The following is a 15,229-nucleotide window of genomic DNA, read 5'->3' on the forward strand; positions in this document are numbered from 1 at the left end:
CTATGTCGGTGGCACCTGCCCGTGGCTTCCCCTGGCAACGGGCATCTGTCGCACCGGGAAACAGTACGACAAACACCCGTACGGTAAATGCCGTTTGGGTGAACGAGATCTTCCGTTACCCATGCGCCGACACCCGCCACCAGGCGCCCCGGCCGCCGGAGGCCCCCCTCCCACACGAAGGTGAATGGTCCGGATACCGGATACGTATCTTCGGACAACGAACTGTTTCCAGCCAACCTTTTGATGTGGCCCTGACATCACGTCCTGTAGGTGGCACTCTTCGATCCGTTCATCGCACCAGCCCTGATCTGCCCGGAGGCCCACCCAGCCATCCGGAACCCCCCCTTGCAGAAGGAGTCTGCGTTGAGTCCCACCCCCCAGAGGCGTGCCACTGCGGCCGGCGCGCTCGTAGCCGCGGCAGCCCTGCTCGCCGTAGGCATACAGGCCGGTTCCGCCACCGCCGACGCCACCGCGTCGCAGGCCCGCACGGCCGCCCAGCCCAACCCGGGCGCGGCCAACCTCGCACTCAGCGCTTCGGAGCGTGCGACGCTCCTCGCCGAGGCCAACTCGACCACCGCCCAGGCCGCCAAGGCGCTCGGCCTCGGTGGCGGCGAGAAGCTGGTCGTCCGCGATGTGGTCAAGGACGCGGACGGCACCACGCACACCACGTACGAGCGGACCTATGACGGTCTGCCCGTGCACGGCGGCGACCTCACCGTCCACGCCAAGGACGGCGTCACCAAGAGCGTCACCAAGGCGACGCAGCACGAGATCAAGGTCCCGGACACCAACGCCACGGTCACCCCGTCGGCCGCGGAGGGCCAGGCCGTTTCGGCCGCAAACGCCGAGGGCTCCAAGGAGTCCAAGGCCGACAAGGGCGCCCGCAAGGTGATCTGGGCCGCGGACGGCGTCCCGGTCCTCGCCTTCGAGACCGTCGTCGGCGGCCTCCAGGACGACGGCACCCCGAACCAGCTGCACGTGATCACCAACGCCAAGACCGGCGCGAAGATCACCCAGTGGCAGGGCATCGAGACCGGCACCGGCAACACCCAGTACAGCGGCCAGGTCACCCTCGGCAGCTCGCAGTCGGGCAGCAACTTCACGCTGACCGACGCCGGCCGCGGCAGCCACAAGACCTACAACCTGAACCGGGGCACCTCGGGCACCGGCACCCTGTTCTCCGGTCCCGACGACATCTGGGGCAACGGCTCCCCCTCCAACACGGAGACCGCCGGCGCGGACGCCCACTACGGCGCCCAGGTGACGTGGGACTACTTCAAGAACGTGCACGGCCGCAACGGCCTGCGCAACGACGGCGTGGCCCCGTACAGCCGGGTCCACTACGGCAACGCGTACGTCAACGCCTTCTGGGACGACAGCTGCTTCTGCATGACCTACGGCGACGGCGAGGGCAACAACAAGCCCCTCACCTCGATCGACGTGGCCGCGCACGAGATGACGCACGGTCTGACCTCGGTCACCGGCAACATGACCTACAGCGGTGAGCCCGGCGGTCTGAACGAGGCCACCTCCGACATCATGGCGGCGGCGGTCGAGTTCAACGCCAACAACCCGCAGGACGTCGGCGACTACCTGGTCGGCGAGAAGATCGACATCCGTGGCAACGGCACCCCGCTGCGCTACATGGACAAGCCGAGCAAGGACGGCTCGTCCAAGGACGCCTGGTACTCGGGCCTCGGCGGCATCGACGTCCACTACTCCTCGGGCCCGGCCAACCACTGGTTCTACCTGGCCTCCGAGGGCTCCGGCGCCAAGGTCATCAACGGCGTCAGCTACGACTCGCCGACCTCCGACGGCCTCCCGGTCACCGCGATCGGCCGCGAGGCCGCCGCGAAGATCTGGTTCCGCGCGCTGACGGTGGGCTACTTCAAGTCGAACACCAACTACGCGGACGCCCGCGTCCAGACGCTGAGGGCTGCCGCAGACCTGTACGGCCAGGGCTCGGCCACGTACAACAACGTCGCCAACGCCTGGGCCGCCATCAACGTCGGCCCGCGCGTCAACGACGGCGTCACGGTCACCGCGATCGCCAACCAGAACACCCAGATCAACACCGCCGTGAGCCTCCAGGTCCAGGCGACCAGCACCAACCCGGGTGCCCTGACCTACGCGGCGACCGGCCTGCCGGCCGGCCTGTCGATCAACTCCTCGACCGGTCTGATCTCGGGCACGGCCACCACCGCGGCCACGTCCAACGTGACCGTCACGGTGACCGACTCGGCCTCCAAGTCGGGTACGGCGTCCTTCACCTGGACCGTCGGCACCTCCCAGCAGAACGTGTTCGAGAACACGACCGACTACGCGATCGCCGACAACGCGACCGTCGAGTCCCCCATCACGGTCACCCGCACCGGCAACGCGCCGAGCACCCTCAAGGTGGACGTGAACATCCTGCACACCTACCAGGGTGACCTGAAGGTCGACCTGGTCGCGCCCGACGGCAGCGTCTACAACCTGCACAACCGCGCTGGCGGCAGCGCGGACAACATCATCAAGAGCTACACGGTGAACGCCTCCTCCGAGGTCGCCCAGGGCGTCTGGAAGCTCCGGGTCAACGACAACGCGAGCCTGGACACCGGCAAGATCGACAGCTGGAAGCTCACCTTCTGACCCCCACCGGGGCCTAGCAGGAAGCACGGCTGAAGAGCGGGACAGCTGAACCGCCACACCACGGGGCCGCCCGGGAGAAGACCTCCCCGGGCGGCCCTGTTCCATGGGTGGGCCCGATGGCGGTCAGCCCATGTTGCGCAGGATGCTGTTCACGAAGGAGTCGTGGGCGAGGCCGCGGCCCTGGCCGGGGCGGGCGCCGCGGTCCTCGTCGCCCCAGTCGCCGCGGTCCTCGTCGTCCTCCCAGTCGTCGCGGCCGCTGTGGTGGCCGCTGTGGTGGCTGGGCTTGAAGTACACCGACCGGACCGACAGGTCGTGCGCCCGCTCACCCGGCTGGAGCGCCTCCACGGCTTCACCGCCGCAGCTGTCGCCCCGGTAGAGGAGGGCGAGGGACTCGGTGTCGTTGTCCACCCAGAAGGCGGGCCGGTTCGGCGTGGTCCCCGTCAGCCGGTAGCAGGTGTCGTTGTCGGCGGGCTCGATCGTCCTGCGGCGCACGTCGCCGTCGTCGGAGTACCGGTAGTGCAGCTCGCCGAGGCCGTCGCGGTCGTGTTCGTTGGCCAGGGACTGACCGGCGGTGGGCAGGACGAGCGCGAAGGAGGCGAGCAGCGCGGCTGCCGCGGTGGAACGAAGACGCATGTGAGAGTCCGTTTCTCGGGTTCGTGAGGACCAGGTCCGTTGGACATCCGCGGGGCAGCCTAGGAGCGGACCGGGCCGCCGAAACGATCGCCATGCGCAATACGTTCGAAGGTTCACCCTCCCGGGGCGCCCCCCGCCCCGCCCGGGCGCCGTACGGCCGTACGGGTGCCAAGGCGCCTGAGGCGGACGTCCGTCCGGACACGGGAGCCGGGGCCGGGATGCCGGTCGGGGGCGGGCGGCCGGTGGACCCGCCGCCCGCCCCCTGACCCTGACCCCGGGGCAGCCCGGTCAGCGCAGCAGGACCCCGCCCACCGCGTCGTTGTCCACCGGCCCCGCGACCAGCCCCAGTTCGGCCGGCGTCGCCAGCAGCGGGTGCGCCGGCAGGACCCGTACGGTGTAGCCGAAGGGCCCCGTACGGTCGAGCGCGAGCGGGCCCTCGTACACCCAGCGCCCCTCCAGGTCCGGCCCGGCGGCGGGCTTGAGCGGGAAGGCCCGCCCGTCGCGGATCACGTCCTGCGCGTCGACCCGGCCCGCGACGGCCTGCACCTCCACGTCCTCGGGCACCAGCGAGTCCAGCGCCACCCGCACCCGCAGCGTGAGCGTGGCCCCCAGCTCGGCGGTGCCGCCCACGGGCGCGGCGGTGACGGCCTCCACGTGCTCGACGGCCACCCGCGGCCACGAGGCCCGGATCCGGCCCTTCCACCAGGCGAGGTCCCGCGCGGCGGCGGGGTCGAGGGCCCGGTGGGAGAGCGCGGCAGGGGCGTAGAGCCGCTCCACGTACTCCCTTACCATCCGCCCCGCGAGCACCTTCGGCCCCAGGGACACCAGGGTGCGCCGGACCATCTCGATCCACCGCACGGGCAGCCCGGCGCGCCCGGCCCGGTCGTAGAAGCGGGGCGCGACCCGCTCCTCGATCAGCTCGTAGAGGGCGCCCGCCTCCAGATCGTCGCGGCGGTCCTCGTCCGTCCCGAGCCCGTCGGCGGTGGGGATGGCCCAGCCGAAGTCGGGCTCGAACCACTCGTCCCACCAGCCGTCCAGCACCGACAGGTTGAGGCAGCCGTTGAGCGCGGCCTTCATCCCGCTGGTCCCGCAGGCCTCCAGCGGCCGCAGCGGGTTGTTCAGCCAGACGTCGCAGCCCGGGTAGAGCTTCTGCGCCATGGCCATGCCGTAGTCGGGCAGGAACACGATCCGGTGGCGCACCCGCGGGTCGTCGGCGAACCGCACCAGCTCCTGCACCAGCCGCTTGCCGCCGTCGTCGGCCGGGTGCGCCTTGCCCGCGACGACGATCTGCACCGGCCGGTCCGGATCCAGCAGCAGCCGGCGCAGCCGCTCCGGATCGCGCAGCATCAGCGTGAGCCGCTTGTAGGAGGGCACGCGCCGGGCGAAGCCGATGGTCAGCACGTCCGGGTCGAGGACGGAGTCCACCCAGCCCAGTTCGGCATCGGCGGCCCCGCGCTGCTTCCACGAGGCGCGCAGCCGGTCCCGTACCTCCTGGACCAGCTGCTCGCGCAGCACCCGCCGTACGTCCCACACGTCCTGGTCGGCGATCTGCGCGACGGCGTCCCAGCGCGCGGAGCCGCCCACCGCGAGGGCGTCCTCGGTCCGCCCGGCCCCGATCTGGCGGGCGCCGAGCCGCATGACCTCGGGGGCCACCCAGGTCGGGGCGTGCACCCCGTTCGTCACGGAGACGATGGGCACGTCGGCGGCGTCGAAGCCCGGCCAGAGCCCGGCGAACATGCCCCGGCTGACCGCCCCGTGCAGGGTGGACACCCCGTTGGCGCGCTGGGCGAGGCGCAGGCCCATGACGGCCATGTTGAACACCCCGGGATCACCGCCGGGGTACGACTCGGCGCCCAGCTCCAGGATCCGGTCGACCGGTACGCCGGGCAGCTCGCCGCCCTCGCCGAAGTGCCGGGCGACCAGGGAGCGCTCGAAGCGGTCGATGCCGGCGGGCACGGGGGTGTGCGTGGTGAAGACGGTCCCGGCGCGCACGGCCTCGACGGCGGCGTCGAAGCCGAGGCCCTGCTCCCCTTCCAGTTCCCTTATGCGCTCCAGACCGAGGAACCCGGCGTGTCCCTCGTTCGTGTGGAACACCTCGGGGTCGGGGTGACCGGTGATCCGGCAGTACGTCCGGACGGCCCGGACCCCGCCGATGCCGAGCAGCATCTCCTGGAGCAGCCGGTGGTCGCTGCCGCCGCCGTAGAGCCGGTCGGTCACCTCGCGGGCGCCGGCGTCGTTGTCCTCGACGTCGGAGTCGAGCAGGAGCAGCGGCACCCGCCCGACGCGGGCCTGCCAGATGTGCGCGTGCAACGACCGCCCGCCGGGCAGGGTGAGCGACACCCGGGCGGGGGCGCCGTCCTCCTGCCGCAGCAGGGCCAGGGGCAGCTCGTGGGGATCCAGCACCGGGTAGTGCTCCTGCTGCCAGCCGTCGCGGGACAGCGACTGGCGGAAGTAGCCGTGGCGGTAGAGCAGGCCGACGCCGATGACCGGGACACCGAGGTCGCTGGCGGCCTTGAGGTGGTCCCCGGCGAGGATCCCGAGCCCGCCGGAGTACTGGGGCAGGGCGGCGGTGATGCCGAACTCGGGGGAGAAGTAGGCGATGGCCGCGGGGAGCTCCGCGCCGTTCTCGTGGGTCTGGTACCACCTCCCGCCGTGGACGTAGTCGTCGAGGTCGGCGGCGGCGACGGCGAGGCGCCGCAGGAACCGCCGGTCGGCGGCGAGTTCCTCGAGACGGGATGCGGGCACGGCACCGAGCAGCCGGACGGGGTCACCGCCGGCGGCCTGCCAGCCCTCGGGGTCGACGGATTGGAAGAGTTCGCGGGTTTCCGTATGCCAAGACCAGCGCAGGTTGCGCGCGAGCTCGGCGAGCGGCATCAGGGGTTCCGGGAGGACGGGGCGCACGGTGAATCGACGGATAGCCTTCACACGTTCCACCTTCGCAGGGGATGACGGATCGGAGCGGCCGCACCACGCTGTGCACCCGCGCATCGCCCCCGGAAGGCTAGTGCGGCCACCCCCGCCCCGGCCATCCCGCCTCCCCCGGCGGGGACCCGCGCGGGGGCGGCGGCCCGGCGTCAGGCGTCCGTGGCCAGGCGGGCGTGGAGGTGCTGGTCGTGGCGGCCGTCCGCGTGGAGGAGGGCGCCGCGCATGGTGCCCTCCAGGGGGAAGCCCGCCTTCAGGGCGACGGCGCAGGAGGCGGGGTTGGCCACCGAGTGGCAGATGCGCAGGCGGTGGAGGCCGGCCTCGCGGAAGGCCCACTCGGACACCGCGGCCACCCCCTGCGGCATCACCCCGCGGCCGCGCCCCTCGGGCAGCAGCCAGTAGAGGAACTCCGCGCTGGAGTCGGCCAGATCGACGTCGGCGAGGCCGATCAGGCCCAGCGCCGGGGAGTCCGGCGACCGCGACACCGCCCACACCGCCCCTTCCTGCTCGGCCCACAGCCGGTTCCACCGCGCGATCCGCGCCACCGCCTCCTCGCGGGTCATCGGCTCGGGCCGGTTCCAGTGCCGGACGTCCGGGTCCTCGTACGCGGCCATCCGCGCCGGGGCGTCCGCCTCCCGCCACGGCCGCAGCACCATCGCGCAGGGCAGCGCGAACACCGGCTGCGGGCCGCCGCCCCACGGGGCGGAAGGGGCGGCCGGGACGTGGGGGGCGGTTGGTATTTCGCTGTTCATGGCCCCATCCTCACCGACTTGACGGAGCCTCGGCGGATGCCGAGCCGACCCTTGGTGAACCGCGTCCCACTACGTACGAGTAGTTAACCGAGAGCACGGATTGGGCGGGGTGAGAGTGGGAAGGGCTGTGCGCATACACGCGGTACCCGCACGGCGCACCCGCCCCCAACCTTCCCCCGCCACCCGAGTGAACGCGGACAGGAGCGGCCATGCCCGCACTCCAGCCGTCTTCCGAGCGGCTAGAAACAGAGCGAACAGAGCGTGCACTACCAGCCGCGACTCCGGCTGGCCCGTCACCGAGCCCTGCGAACTGCCCCCAGGTGATCCCATCATGATCGGTCGCATTCCCGTGCTGGACGTCCGCCCCGCCGTCGACTGCGGCGCCAGACCCGCCAAGGCGGTCGTGGACGAGGTCTTCGAGATCTCGGCCACCGTTTTCCGGGAGGGCCACGACGCCGTCTCCGCCCATGTCGTACTGCGGGACCCGAGCGGGCGGCTGCGCCCGCCGGTACCGCTGAGGGAACTCGCCCCCGGCACCGACCGGTGGGGGGCGCGGGTGTCCGCCGAGGTCGAGGGGAGGTGGACCTACACCGTCGAGGCGTGGAGCGATCCGGTCGCCACCTGGCGCGCCCATGCCGCCGTCAAGATCCCGGCGGACCTCGACACCGGGCTGACCCTCCTCGAAGGCGCGGAGCTCTACGAGCGCGCCGCCGCGAAGGTTCCCAAACGCGACGGCCGCGAGGCCGTACTGGCCGCGGCCGACGCGATGCGCGACGAGGACCTGCCGGTCGCACAGCGGTACGCGGCCGCGCTCGCCCCGGCGGTGGACGCCGCCCTCGCGCGGCGCCCGTACCGGGAGCTGGTCACGGCCGCCAAGGCGCTGCCCCTGATCGTCGAACGCAAGCGCGCCCTCTTCGGTTCCTGGTACGAGATGTTCCCCCGCTCGGAGGGAGCGGTGGTGGAGCCCGGCAGGGCCCCGGTCAGCGGAAACTTCCGCACCGCCGCCGAGCGGCTGCCGGCCGTCGCCGCCATGGGCTTCGACGTCGTGTACCTGCCGCCCATCCACCCCATCGGGTCCACCTTCCGCAAGGGCCCCAACAACACGCTCTCCGCCGGCAGTTGGGACCCGGGCGTGCCCTGGGCCATCGGCTCCACGGAGGGCGGCCACGACGCCGTCCACCCCGATCTCGGCACCCTGGAGGACTTCGACGCCTTCGTCGCGCGCGCCCGCGACCTCCGCATGGAGATCGCGCTCGACTTCGCCCTCCAGTGCTCCCCCGACCACCCCTGGGTGGAGAAGCACCCGGAGTGGTTCCGCCACCGGGCCGACGGGACGATCGCGTACGCCGAGAACCCGCCGAAGAAGTACCAGGACATCTTCCCCGTCCACTTCGACACGGACATGGCAGGCATCGTCGAGGAGACGGTCCGGATCCTGCGCCACTGGATGGACCACGGCGTCCGGATCTTCCGGGTCGACAATCCGCACACCAAGCCGGTCGTGTTCTGGCAGAAGGTGATCACGGAGATCAACAAGTCCGATCCCGACGTGATCTTCCTGGCGGAGGCCTTCACCCGGCCCGCGATGATGCGCGCGCTCGCCTCGGTCGGCTTCCAGCAGTCCTACACGTACTTCACCTGGCGCAACACCAAGGCCGAGCTGACCGAGTACCTGACCGAGCTGTCCGGCACCCGCTCGGCCTCCGTGATGCGGCCGAACTTCTTCGTCAACACGCCCGACATCCTCCACGAGTACCTCCAGAAGGGCGGCCGGCCGGCCTTCGAGATCCGGGCGGTCCTCGCCGCCACCCTCTCCCCCACCTGGGGCGTCTACGCCGGCTACGAGCTGTGCGAGAACGAGCCGGTCCGCAAGGGCAGCGAGGAGTACCTGAACTCCGAGAAGTACGAGCTCCGGCCGCGCGACTGGGCCGCCGCCGACCGCGCGGGCACCTCGATCGCCCCGCTGATCACCACCCTGAACCGGCTGCGCCGCCGCAATCCCGCCCTCCAGCAGCTGCGCGACATCCACTTCCATCCGACCGACAACGAGCAGGTGATCGCCTATTCGAAGCACGCCGGAGGCAGTTCCGTACTGGTGGTCGTCAACCTCGATCCGCACCACACCCAGGAGGCGACGGTCTCGTTGGACATGCCGGTACTCGGCCTCGACTGGCACGGGTCCCTCGCGGTGCGCGACGAGCTCACCGGCGAGACCTATCACTGGGGCAGGGCGAACTACGTGCGCCTGGAACCGGGCCGTACGCCCGCGCACGTCCTGGCCGCCCTGCGACCGTCCCCGCCCACCGGAGGGTCACCCACCGCATGATGATCAACGATCCCGTCCACGACACCTTCGAGGACACCCCCGCCAAGGACCGCGATCCCGACTGGTTCAAGCGGGCGGTCTTCTACGAGGTCCTGGTCCGCTCCTTCCACGACAGCAACGGCGACGGCGTCGGGGACCTCAAGGGGCTCACCGCCAAACTGGACTACCTCCAGTGGCTCGGCGTCGACTGCCTGTGGCTGCCGCCGTTCTTCGCCTCACCGCTGCGCGACGGCGGTTACGACGTCTCCGACTACACCTCCGTGCTGCCCGAGTTCGGCGACCTCGCCGACTTCGTGGAGTTCGTGGACGCCGCGCACACCCGCGGCATGCGGGTGATCATCGACTTCGTCATGAACCACACCAGCGACCAGCACGAGTGGTTCCAGCAGTCGCGCAAGGACCCGGACGGGCCGTACGGGGACTACTACATGTGGGCCGACAACGACAAGCAGTACCAGGACGCCCGCATCATCTTCATCGACACCGAGACCTCCAACTGGACGTACGACCCCGTACGCAAGCAGTACTACTGGCACCGCTTCTTCTCGCACCAGCCGGACCTCAACTACGAGAACCCGGCGGTGGTCGAGGAGATCGTGTCCGCCCTGCGCTTCTGGCTGGACCTCGGCATCGACGGCTTCCGCCTCGACGCCGTGCCCTACCTGTACGCCGAGGAGGGCACCAACTGCGAGAACCTGCCCCGCACCCACCAGCTCCTCAAGCGGGTCCGGGCGGAGATCGACGCGCACTACCCGGACACCGTCCTGCTCGCCGAGGCCAACCAGTGGCCCGAGGACGTCGTGGACTACTTCGGGGACTTCGCGGAGGGCGGGGACGAGTGCCACATGGCCTTCCACTTCCCCGTCATGCCGCGCATCTTCATGGCGGTGCGAAGAGAGTCCCGCTACCCCGTCTCCGAGATCCTGGCCAAGACCCCGGCGATCCCGGACCGCTGCCAGTGGGGCATCTTCCTGCGCAACCACGACGAGCTGACCCTCGAGATGGTCACCGACGAAGAGCGCGACTACATGTACGCCGAGTACGCCAAGGACCCGCGGATGCGGGCCAACATCGGCATCCGGCGCCGCCTCGCCCCGCTCCTGGACAACGACCGCAACCAGATGGAGCTGTTCACGGCCCTGCTGCTGTCGCTGCCCGGTTCGCCGGTGCTCTACTACGGCGACGAGATCGGCATGGGCGACAACATCTGGCTGGGCGACCGCGACGGCGTGCGGACCCCCATGCAGTGGACCCCGGACCGCAACGCCGGTTTCTCCTCCTGCGATCCGGGCAGGCTGAACCTGCCGGTCATCATGGACCCGGTCTACGGGTACCAGGTCACCAATGTCGAGGCGGCCATGGCGTCGCCCTCCTCACTGCTGCACTGGACCCGCAGGCTGATCGAGATCCGCAAGGCGAACCCCGCCTTCGGGCTCGGCTCGTACACCGAACTGCCCTCGTCCAACCCCGCGGTCCTCGCGTTCCTCCGCGAGTTCGGGGACGACCTGGTGCTCTGCGTGCACAACTTCTCCCGCTTCGCGCAGCCCACCGAGCTGGACCTGCGGTCGTTCAACGGGCGGGTTCCGCTGGAGCTCACGGGTGACGTGCGCTTCCCGCCGATCGGCGAGTGGCCGTACCTGCTGACCCTGGCGGGCCACGGCTTCTACTGGTTCCGGCTCCGCAGCGACCAGCGCGCCGACTGACGGGCCGAGTACGGGGCGGGCACTCCATTGGGTCAATGGCCCGCCCCTGTACGGATCATCCTGACCCGACACTCGCACTTACCGGAGAAGCAACTGCCGCACATCCGGGACACTCTGCGCATTCTGTGACGGCCCGGGGAAAGGACGCGACGCCATGTCGGAGGCTGCATCCGCCCGGAGCCGGCTGACGGCCGACCGGGCCACCGGGGCCACGGGAACCACCGGGACCGCCGTACTGGAACCGATGCTGCGGGACTGGCTGCCCGCACAACGCTGGTTCGCCGGCAAGGGGCGCCGGATCGGCCGCATCGAGGCCGTCTCGGTCGCCGAACTGCTGCCGCCGGGCTCCGCCCCCGGACTGCTGCACCTGCTGCTCGACGTGGACGGGGACTGCTACCAACTGCTCCTGGGCATCCGCCCGTCCCCGCTGCCGCCCGCCCTCGCGCCCGCGCTGATCGGGCACGCCCCGGCCGGCCCGTACGCGGGCAGGGCCGTGTACGAGGCGCTGGGCGACCCCCGGCTGGCCTCCCTGCTGCTGGAGCGGCTGCGCGCCCCCGGGGTGCTGGGCCCGCTCCGCTTCGACCGGGACCCGGACACGCCCGTCCCGGCCGGGCTCGCGCCCCGGCCGCTGTCCGGGGAACAGACCAACTCATCCCTGATCTACGGGGATTCGTACATCCTGAAGGTGTTCCGCCGGGTCGGCCCCGGGGTCAACCCGGACCTGGAGCTGCCGCGCGCCCTGGCCGCCGCCGGCTGCGCCCGCGTGCCCGCCCCGGTCGCCTGGTACGAGGCCGAGCTGGCCGGTGGAGAACCGTTGACCCTGGGCGTCCTCCAGCCCTACCTGCGCGGCTCCGACGACGGCTGGCAGCTGGCCCTGCGCAGACTCGGGGCCGGGGCGGACTTCACCGCCGAGGCGCACGCGCTGGGCCGGGCCACCGCCGAGGTGCACAGCGCGCTGGCGGCCGCCCTGCCCACCCTGGCCCTGGGCCCCGAGCAGACCGCCCGGCTCGCCGCCGGGATGACCGCCCGGCTGGCCGCCACCTGCCGCGAGGTCCCCGCGCTGCGGGCCTACGAGGCGGGGCTGCGCGGCGCCTTCGACGCGCTGGCCGCCTCCCGGGGGGCCGGGGTGCCCGCGCAGCGCATCCACGGGGACCTGCACCTGGGCCAGACCCTGCGCACCGCCGACGGCAGCTGGGCGCTGATCGACTTCGAGGGGGAGCCGGCCCGGCCGCTGGCCGACCGCCGCCGTCCCGAACCGGCGGTGCGCGACATCGCCGGGATACTGCGCTCCTTCGACTACGCCGCCCGCTCGCACCGGCCGTTCGCCCCCGCCTGGGCGGACGCCTGCCGGACCGCGTTCTGCGAGGGCTACGCCCGTACCACCGGCCGCGACCCGCGCGAGGACCCGGTCCTGCTGCGGGCGTACGAGACCGACAAGGCGGTGTACGAGGCCCGGTACGAGTCCCGGCACCGCCCCGACTGGCTGCACGTCCCGATGGCGGCGATCCGCCGCCTGTCGCAGCCCCAGCGTCCCGCCCACCGCATGCCCCCGCCGGTCCCCGGCACCACCCCCACCCCCCACCCGAAGCCCCCGAGGAGGCCGCTCGCGTGAGCGCCGCACGACAGCCGTCACCGACCGTCCGCGAGGAAGCCGCAGCCGCAGCCGCACCCGAGTCCGCCAAACGGCCCCGACCGCCCGTACCGCGGGGGGCCAAGGCCCGCCGGGCCGCCCCACCGCACGGGGTCCGGCCGGCCCCCGCGCTGGGCGCGGAGGAGCGGGCCCGGCTGCTGGAGGGCCGCCACCACGACCCGCACGGGGTGCTGGGGGCCCGCACCCAGCGGGGCGGGGTCGCCTTCCGGGTGCTGCGCCCGTACGCGAAGGCCGTCACGATCGTGGCCAAGGGGCTGCGGGCCGAGCTCTTCGACGACGGGGACGGGCTGTTCTCCGGGCTGCTGCCGCTGACCGGGGTGCCGGACTACCGGCTGCTGGTGACGTACGACAGCGACGAGGTCGAGGTCCACGACCCGTACCGGTTCCTGCCGGCGCTCGGGGAGCTGGACCTGCACCTGATCGGCGAGGGCAGACACGAGGAGCTGTGGACGGCGCTGGGCGCCCGGCCGATGGAGCACCAGGGCGTGGCCGGCACCCGGTTCACGGTGTGGGCGCCGAACGCGCGGGGGGTGCGGGTCACCGGGGACTTCTCGTACTGGGACTCGGTGGCCTACCCGATGCGCTCGCTCGGCGCGAGCGGGGTGTGGGAGTTGTTCCTGCCCGGAGTCGGCGAGGGCGCCCTGTACAAGTACGACATCACACGCCCGGACGGCAGCCACACCCTGCGCGCCGACCCGATGGCGCAGTACGCGGAGGTCCCGCCGGCCAACGCCTCGGTGGTGACCGCCTCGCGGTTCGTGTGGCAGGACGCGGAGTGGATGGCCACGCGCGCGGCGCGTCCGGCGCACCAGGCGCCGTTCTCGGTGTACGAGCTGCACCTGGCGTCCTGGCGGCCGGGGCTCTCGTACCGGCAGCTGGCCGACCAGCTGCCGGCGTACGTGAAGGAGCTCGGGTTCACGCACGTGGAGTTCATGCCGGTCGCCGAGCACCCCTTCGGCGGTTCCTGGGGCTACCAGGTCACCGGTTTCTACGCGCCGACCTCGCGGATGGGCACCCCGGACGACTTCCGCCTCCTCGTGGACTCGCTGCACCGGGCCGGGATCGGGGTGATCGTCGACTGGGTGCCCGCGCACTTCCCGCGCGACGACTGGGCGCTCGCCGAGTTCGACGGCCGGCCGCTGTACGAGCACCAGGATCCGCGGCGGGCCGCGCACCCGGACTGGGGGACGCTGGAGTTCGACTACGGGCGCAAGGAGGTCCGTAACTTCCTCGTCGCCAACGCCGTGTACTGGTGCCAGGAGTTCCATGTGGACGGGCTGCGCGTGGACGCCGTGGCCTCGATGCTGTACCTGGACTACTCGCGCGGCGAGGGCGACTGGTCGCCGAACGAGCACGGCGGGCGGGAGGACCTGGACGCGGTGGCGCTGCTCCAGGAGATGAACGCGACGGTGTACCGGCGCTGCCCGGGGGTGGTGACGATCGCGGAGGAGTCCACGGCCTGGGAGGGGGTCACGCGGCCCACGGACGCGGGCGGGCTGGGCTTCGGGCTGAAGTGGAACATGGGCTGGATGCACGACACCCTGCGGTACGTGTCGAAGGAGCCGGTGCACCGCAAGTACCACCACCACGACATGACCTTCGGGATGGTGTACGCCTTCAGCGAGAACTACGTGCTGCCGATCTCGCACGACGAGGTGGTGCACGGCAAGCGCTCGCTGGTGTCGAAGATGCCGGGCGACTGGTGGCAGCAGCGGGCCACGCACCGCGCGTACCTGGGCTTCATGTGGGCCCATCCGGGCAAGCAACTGCTCTTCATGGGGCAGGAGTTCGCACAGGGCTCGGAGTGGTCGGAGAGCTACGGGCCGGACTGGTGGCTGCTGGACTCCTCGTATCCGGCGGCCGGTGACCACCGGGGGGTACGGGACCTCGTGCGCGACCTGAACCGCACGTACGCGGCGGCTCCCGCGCTGTGGGAGCGGGACACGGTCCCGGAGGGCTTCGGGTGGGTAGAGGCGGACGCCGCGGAGGACAACGTGTTCGCCTTCCTGCGGTACGCGCAGGACGGTTCGCAGCTGCTGTGCGTGTCGAACTTCTCCCCGGTGGTGCGGCACGGCTACCGGATCGGGGTGCCGGAGGAGGTTCCGCTGTGGCGGGAGGTCCTCAACACGGACCTGGAGGCGTACGGCGGGAGCGGCGTCCACCACGGCCGGCCGCTGAAGCCCGAGCCGGTTCCGGCGCAGGGGCGTGCGGCGAGCCTGCGGATGACGCTCCCGCCGATGGCGACGGTCTGGCTCAGGCCGTGACCAGGGCCTCGTCCAGCTCCTGAAGGAGCCGGCGCTTGGCGCGGGCCCCGACGATCTGCCGGACGGGCTCGCCGTCTCGGAAGACGAACATGGTCGGCATGGACAGCACCCCGTAGCGCGTGACGGCCTCGGGGTTGCTGTCCGCGTCGATCTGGACGACCTTGAGGCGGTCGGCCCGCTCGGCGGCGACCGCGGAGAGCACCGGGGCGAGCTGACGGCAGGGGCCGCACCAGTCCGCGGTGAACTCCACCAGCACGTGCCGCCCCCGCTCGGCCAGTACCTCCGTCGCGAAGTCCGCGTCGGTCACTTCCGCCACACCCCGTGCGTGGATCATGTGGTTCCCCTCT

Annotated in this window: 9 protein-coding genes; 5 read left to right on the forward strand and 4 right to left on the reverse strand. The window is 71.8% G+C overall.

The features are described from left to right. The first annotated feature begins 363 nt into the window (after positions 1 to 363). Positions 364 to 2,631 (forward strand): M4 family metallopeptidase, encoded by a 2,268-nt coding sequence (locus OOK34_RS04540; RefSeq protein WP_267032567.1) that lies wholly within the window; start codon positions 364 to 366, stop codon positions 2,629 to 2,631. A gap of 123 nt (positions 2,632 to 2,754) precedes the next feature. Here the strand turns inward: OOK34_RS04540 and OOK34_RS04545 are convergent, their stop codons facing one another. From OOK34_RS04545 to OOK34_RS04555, 3 genes are all read right to left on the reverse strand, one after another. Next, entirely contained in the window at positions 2,755 to 3,264 is a 510-nt protein-coding gene (locus OOK34_RS04545) for a hypothetical protein (protein ID WP_267032568.1), read from the reverse strand. 288 nt (positions 3,265 to 3,552) lie between these two features. Then, positions 3,553 to 6,189: an alpha-glucan family phosphorylase gene (glgP, locus tag OOK34_RS04550; RefSeq protein ID WP_267032569.1), complete on the reverse strand. Its 2,637-nt coding sequence runs from the start codon at positions 6,187 to 6,189 to the stop codon at positions 3,553 to 3,555. Positions 6,190 to 6,338: 149 nt separating this feature from the next. Next, positions 6,339 to 6,938: a GNAT family N-acetyltransferase gene (locus OOK34_RS04555; RefSeq protein WP_267032570.1), complete on the reverse strand. Its 600-nt coding sequence runs from the start codon at positions 6,936 to 6,938 to the stop codon at positions 6,339 to 6,341. 331 nt (positions 6,939 to 7,269) lie between these two features. Between OOK34_RS04555 and OOK34_RS04560 the strand changes: the two genes are divergently transcribed. The 4 genes from OOK34_RS04560 to glgB all read left to right on the forward strand — a co-directional run bounded on the left by OOK34_RS04560 (position 7,270) and on the right by glgB (position 14,882). Then, on the forward strand, positions 7,270 to 9,264 hold the full coding sequence (locus tag OOK34_RS04560) for an alpha-1,4-glucan--maltose-1-phosphate maltosyltransferase (RefSeq protein WP_267032571.1): 1,995 nt from the start codon (positions 7,270 to 7,272) through the stop codon (positions 9,262 to 9,264). Continuing rightward, positions 9,261 to 10,967: a maltose alpha-D-glucosyltransferase gene (treS, locus tag OOK34_RS04565; RefSeq protein ID WP_267032572.1), complete on the forward strand. Its 1,707-nt coding sequence runs from the start codon at positions 9,261 to 9,263 to the stop codon at positions 10,965 to 10,967. The genes OOK34_RS04560 and treS overlap by 4 nt, the downstream gene beginning before the upstream one ends. Before the next feature lie 154 nt (positions 10,968 to 11,121). Then, positions 11,122 to 12,579: a phosphotransferase gene (locus OOK34_RS04570; RefSeq protein WP_267032573.1), complete on the forward strand. Its 1,458-nt coding sequence runs from the start codon at positions 11,122 to 11,124 to the stop codon at positions 12,577 to 12,579. Beyond that, complete coding sequence (gene glgB / locus OOK34_RS04575) at positions 12,576 to 14,882, forward strand: 1,4-alpha-glucan branching enzyme (RefSeq protein WP_267032574.1); 2,307 nt, start codon at positions 12,576 to 12,578, stop codon at positions 14,880 to 14,882. Before OOK34_RS04570 ends, glgB begins: the two co-directional genes overlap by 4 nt. Here glgB and OOK34_RS04580 read toward each other — a convergent pair. Continuing rightward, the gene (locus OOK34_RS04580; RefSeq protein ID WP_323183394.1) at positions 14,872 to 15,216 is read right to left on the reverse strand and encodes a thioredoxin domain-containing protein; all 345 of its coding nucleotides are present in this window, start codon (positions 15,214 to 15,216) and stop codon (positions 14,872 to 14,874) included. The genes glgB and OOK34_RS04580 overlap by 11 nt on opposite strands. Between the last annotated feature and the right edge of the window lie 13 nt (positions 15,217 to 15,229).

The organism is Streptomyces sp. NBC_00091, from assembly GCF_026343185.1.
Classification (GTDB): Bacteria; Actinomycetota; Actinomycetes; order Streptomycetales; family Streptomycetaceae; genus Streptomyces.

Bases quoted from the DNA above. Each gene is read 5' to 3' on its own strand.
- OOK34_RS04555 (WP_267032570.1), bottom strand. From the start codon at position 6,938: ATGAACAGCGAAATACCAACCGCCCCCCACGTCCCGGCCGCCCCTTCC.
- OOK34_RS04545 (WP_267032568.1), bottom strand. From the start codon at position 3,264: ATGCGTCTTCGTTCCACCGCGGCAGCCGCGCTGCTCGCCTCCTTCGCG.
- OOK34_RS04580 (WP_323183394.1), bottom strand. From the start codon at position 15,216: ATGATCCACGCACGGGGTGTGGCGGAAGTGACCGACGCGGACTTCGCG.
- OOK34_RS04560 (WP_267032571.1), top strand. From the start codon at position 7,270: ATGATCGGTCGCATTCCCGTGCTGGACGTCCGCCCCGCCGTCGACTGC.
- treS (WP_267032572.1), top strand. From the start codon at position 9,261: ATGATGATCAACGATCCCGTCCACGACACCTTCGAGGACACCCCCGCC.
- OOK34_RS04570 (WP_267032573.1), top strand. From the start codon at position 11,122: ATGTCGGAGGCTGCATCCGCCCGGAGCCGGCTGACGGCCGACCGGGCC.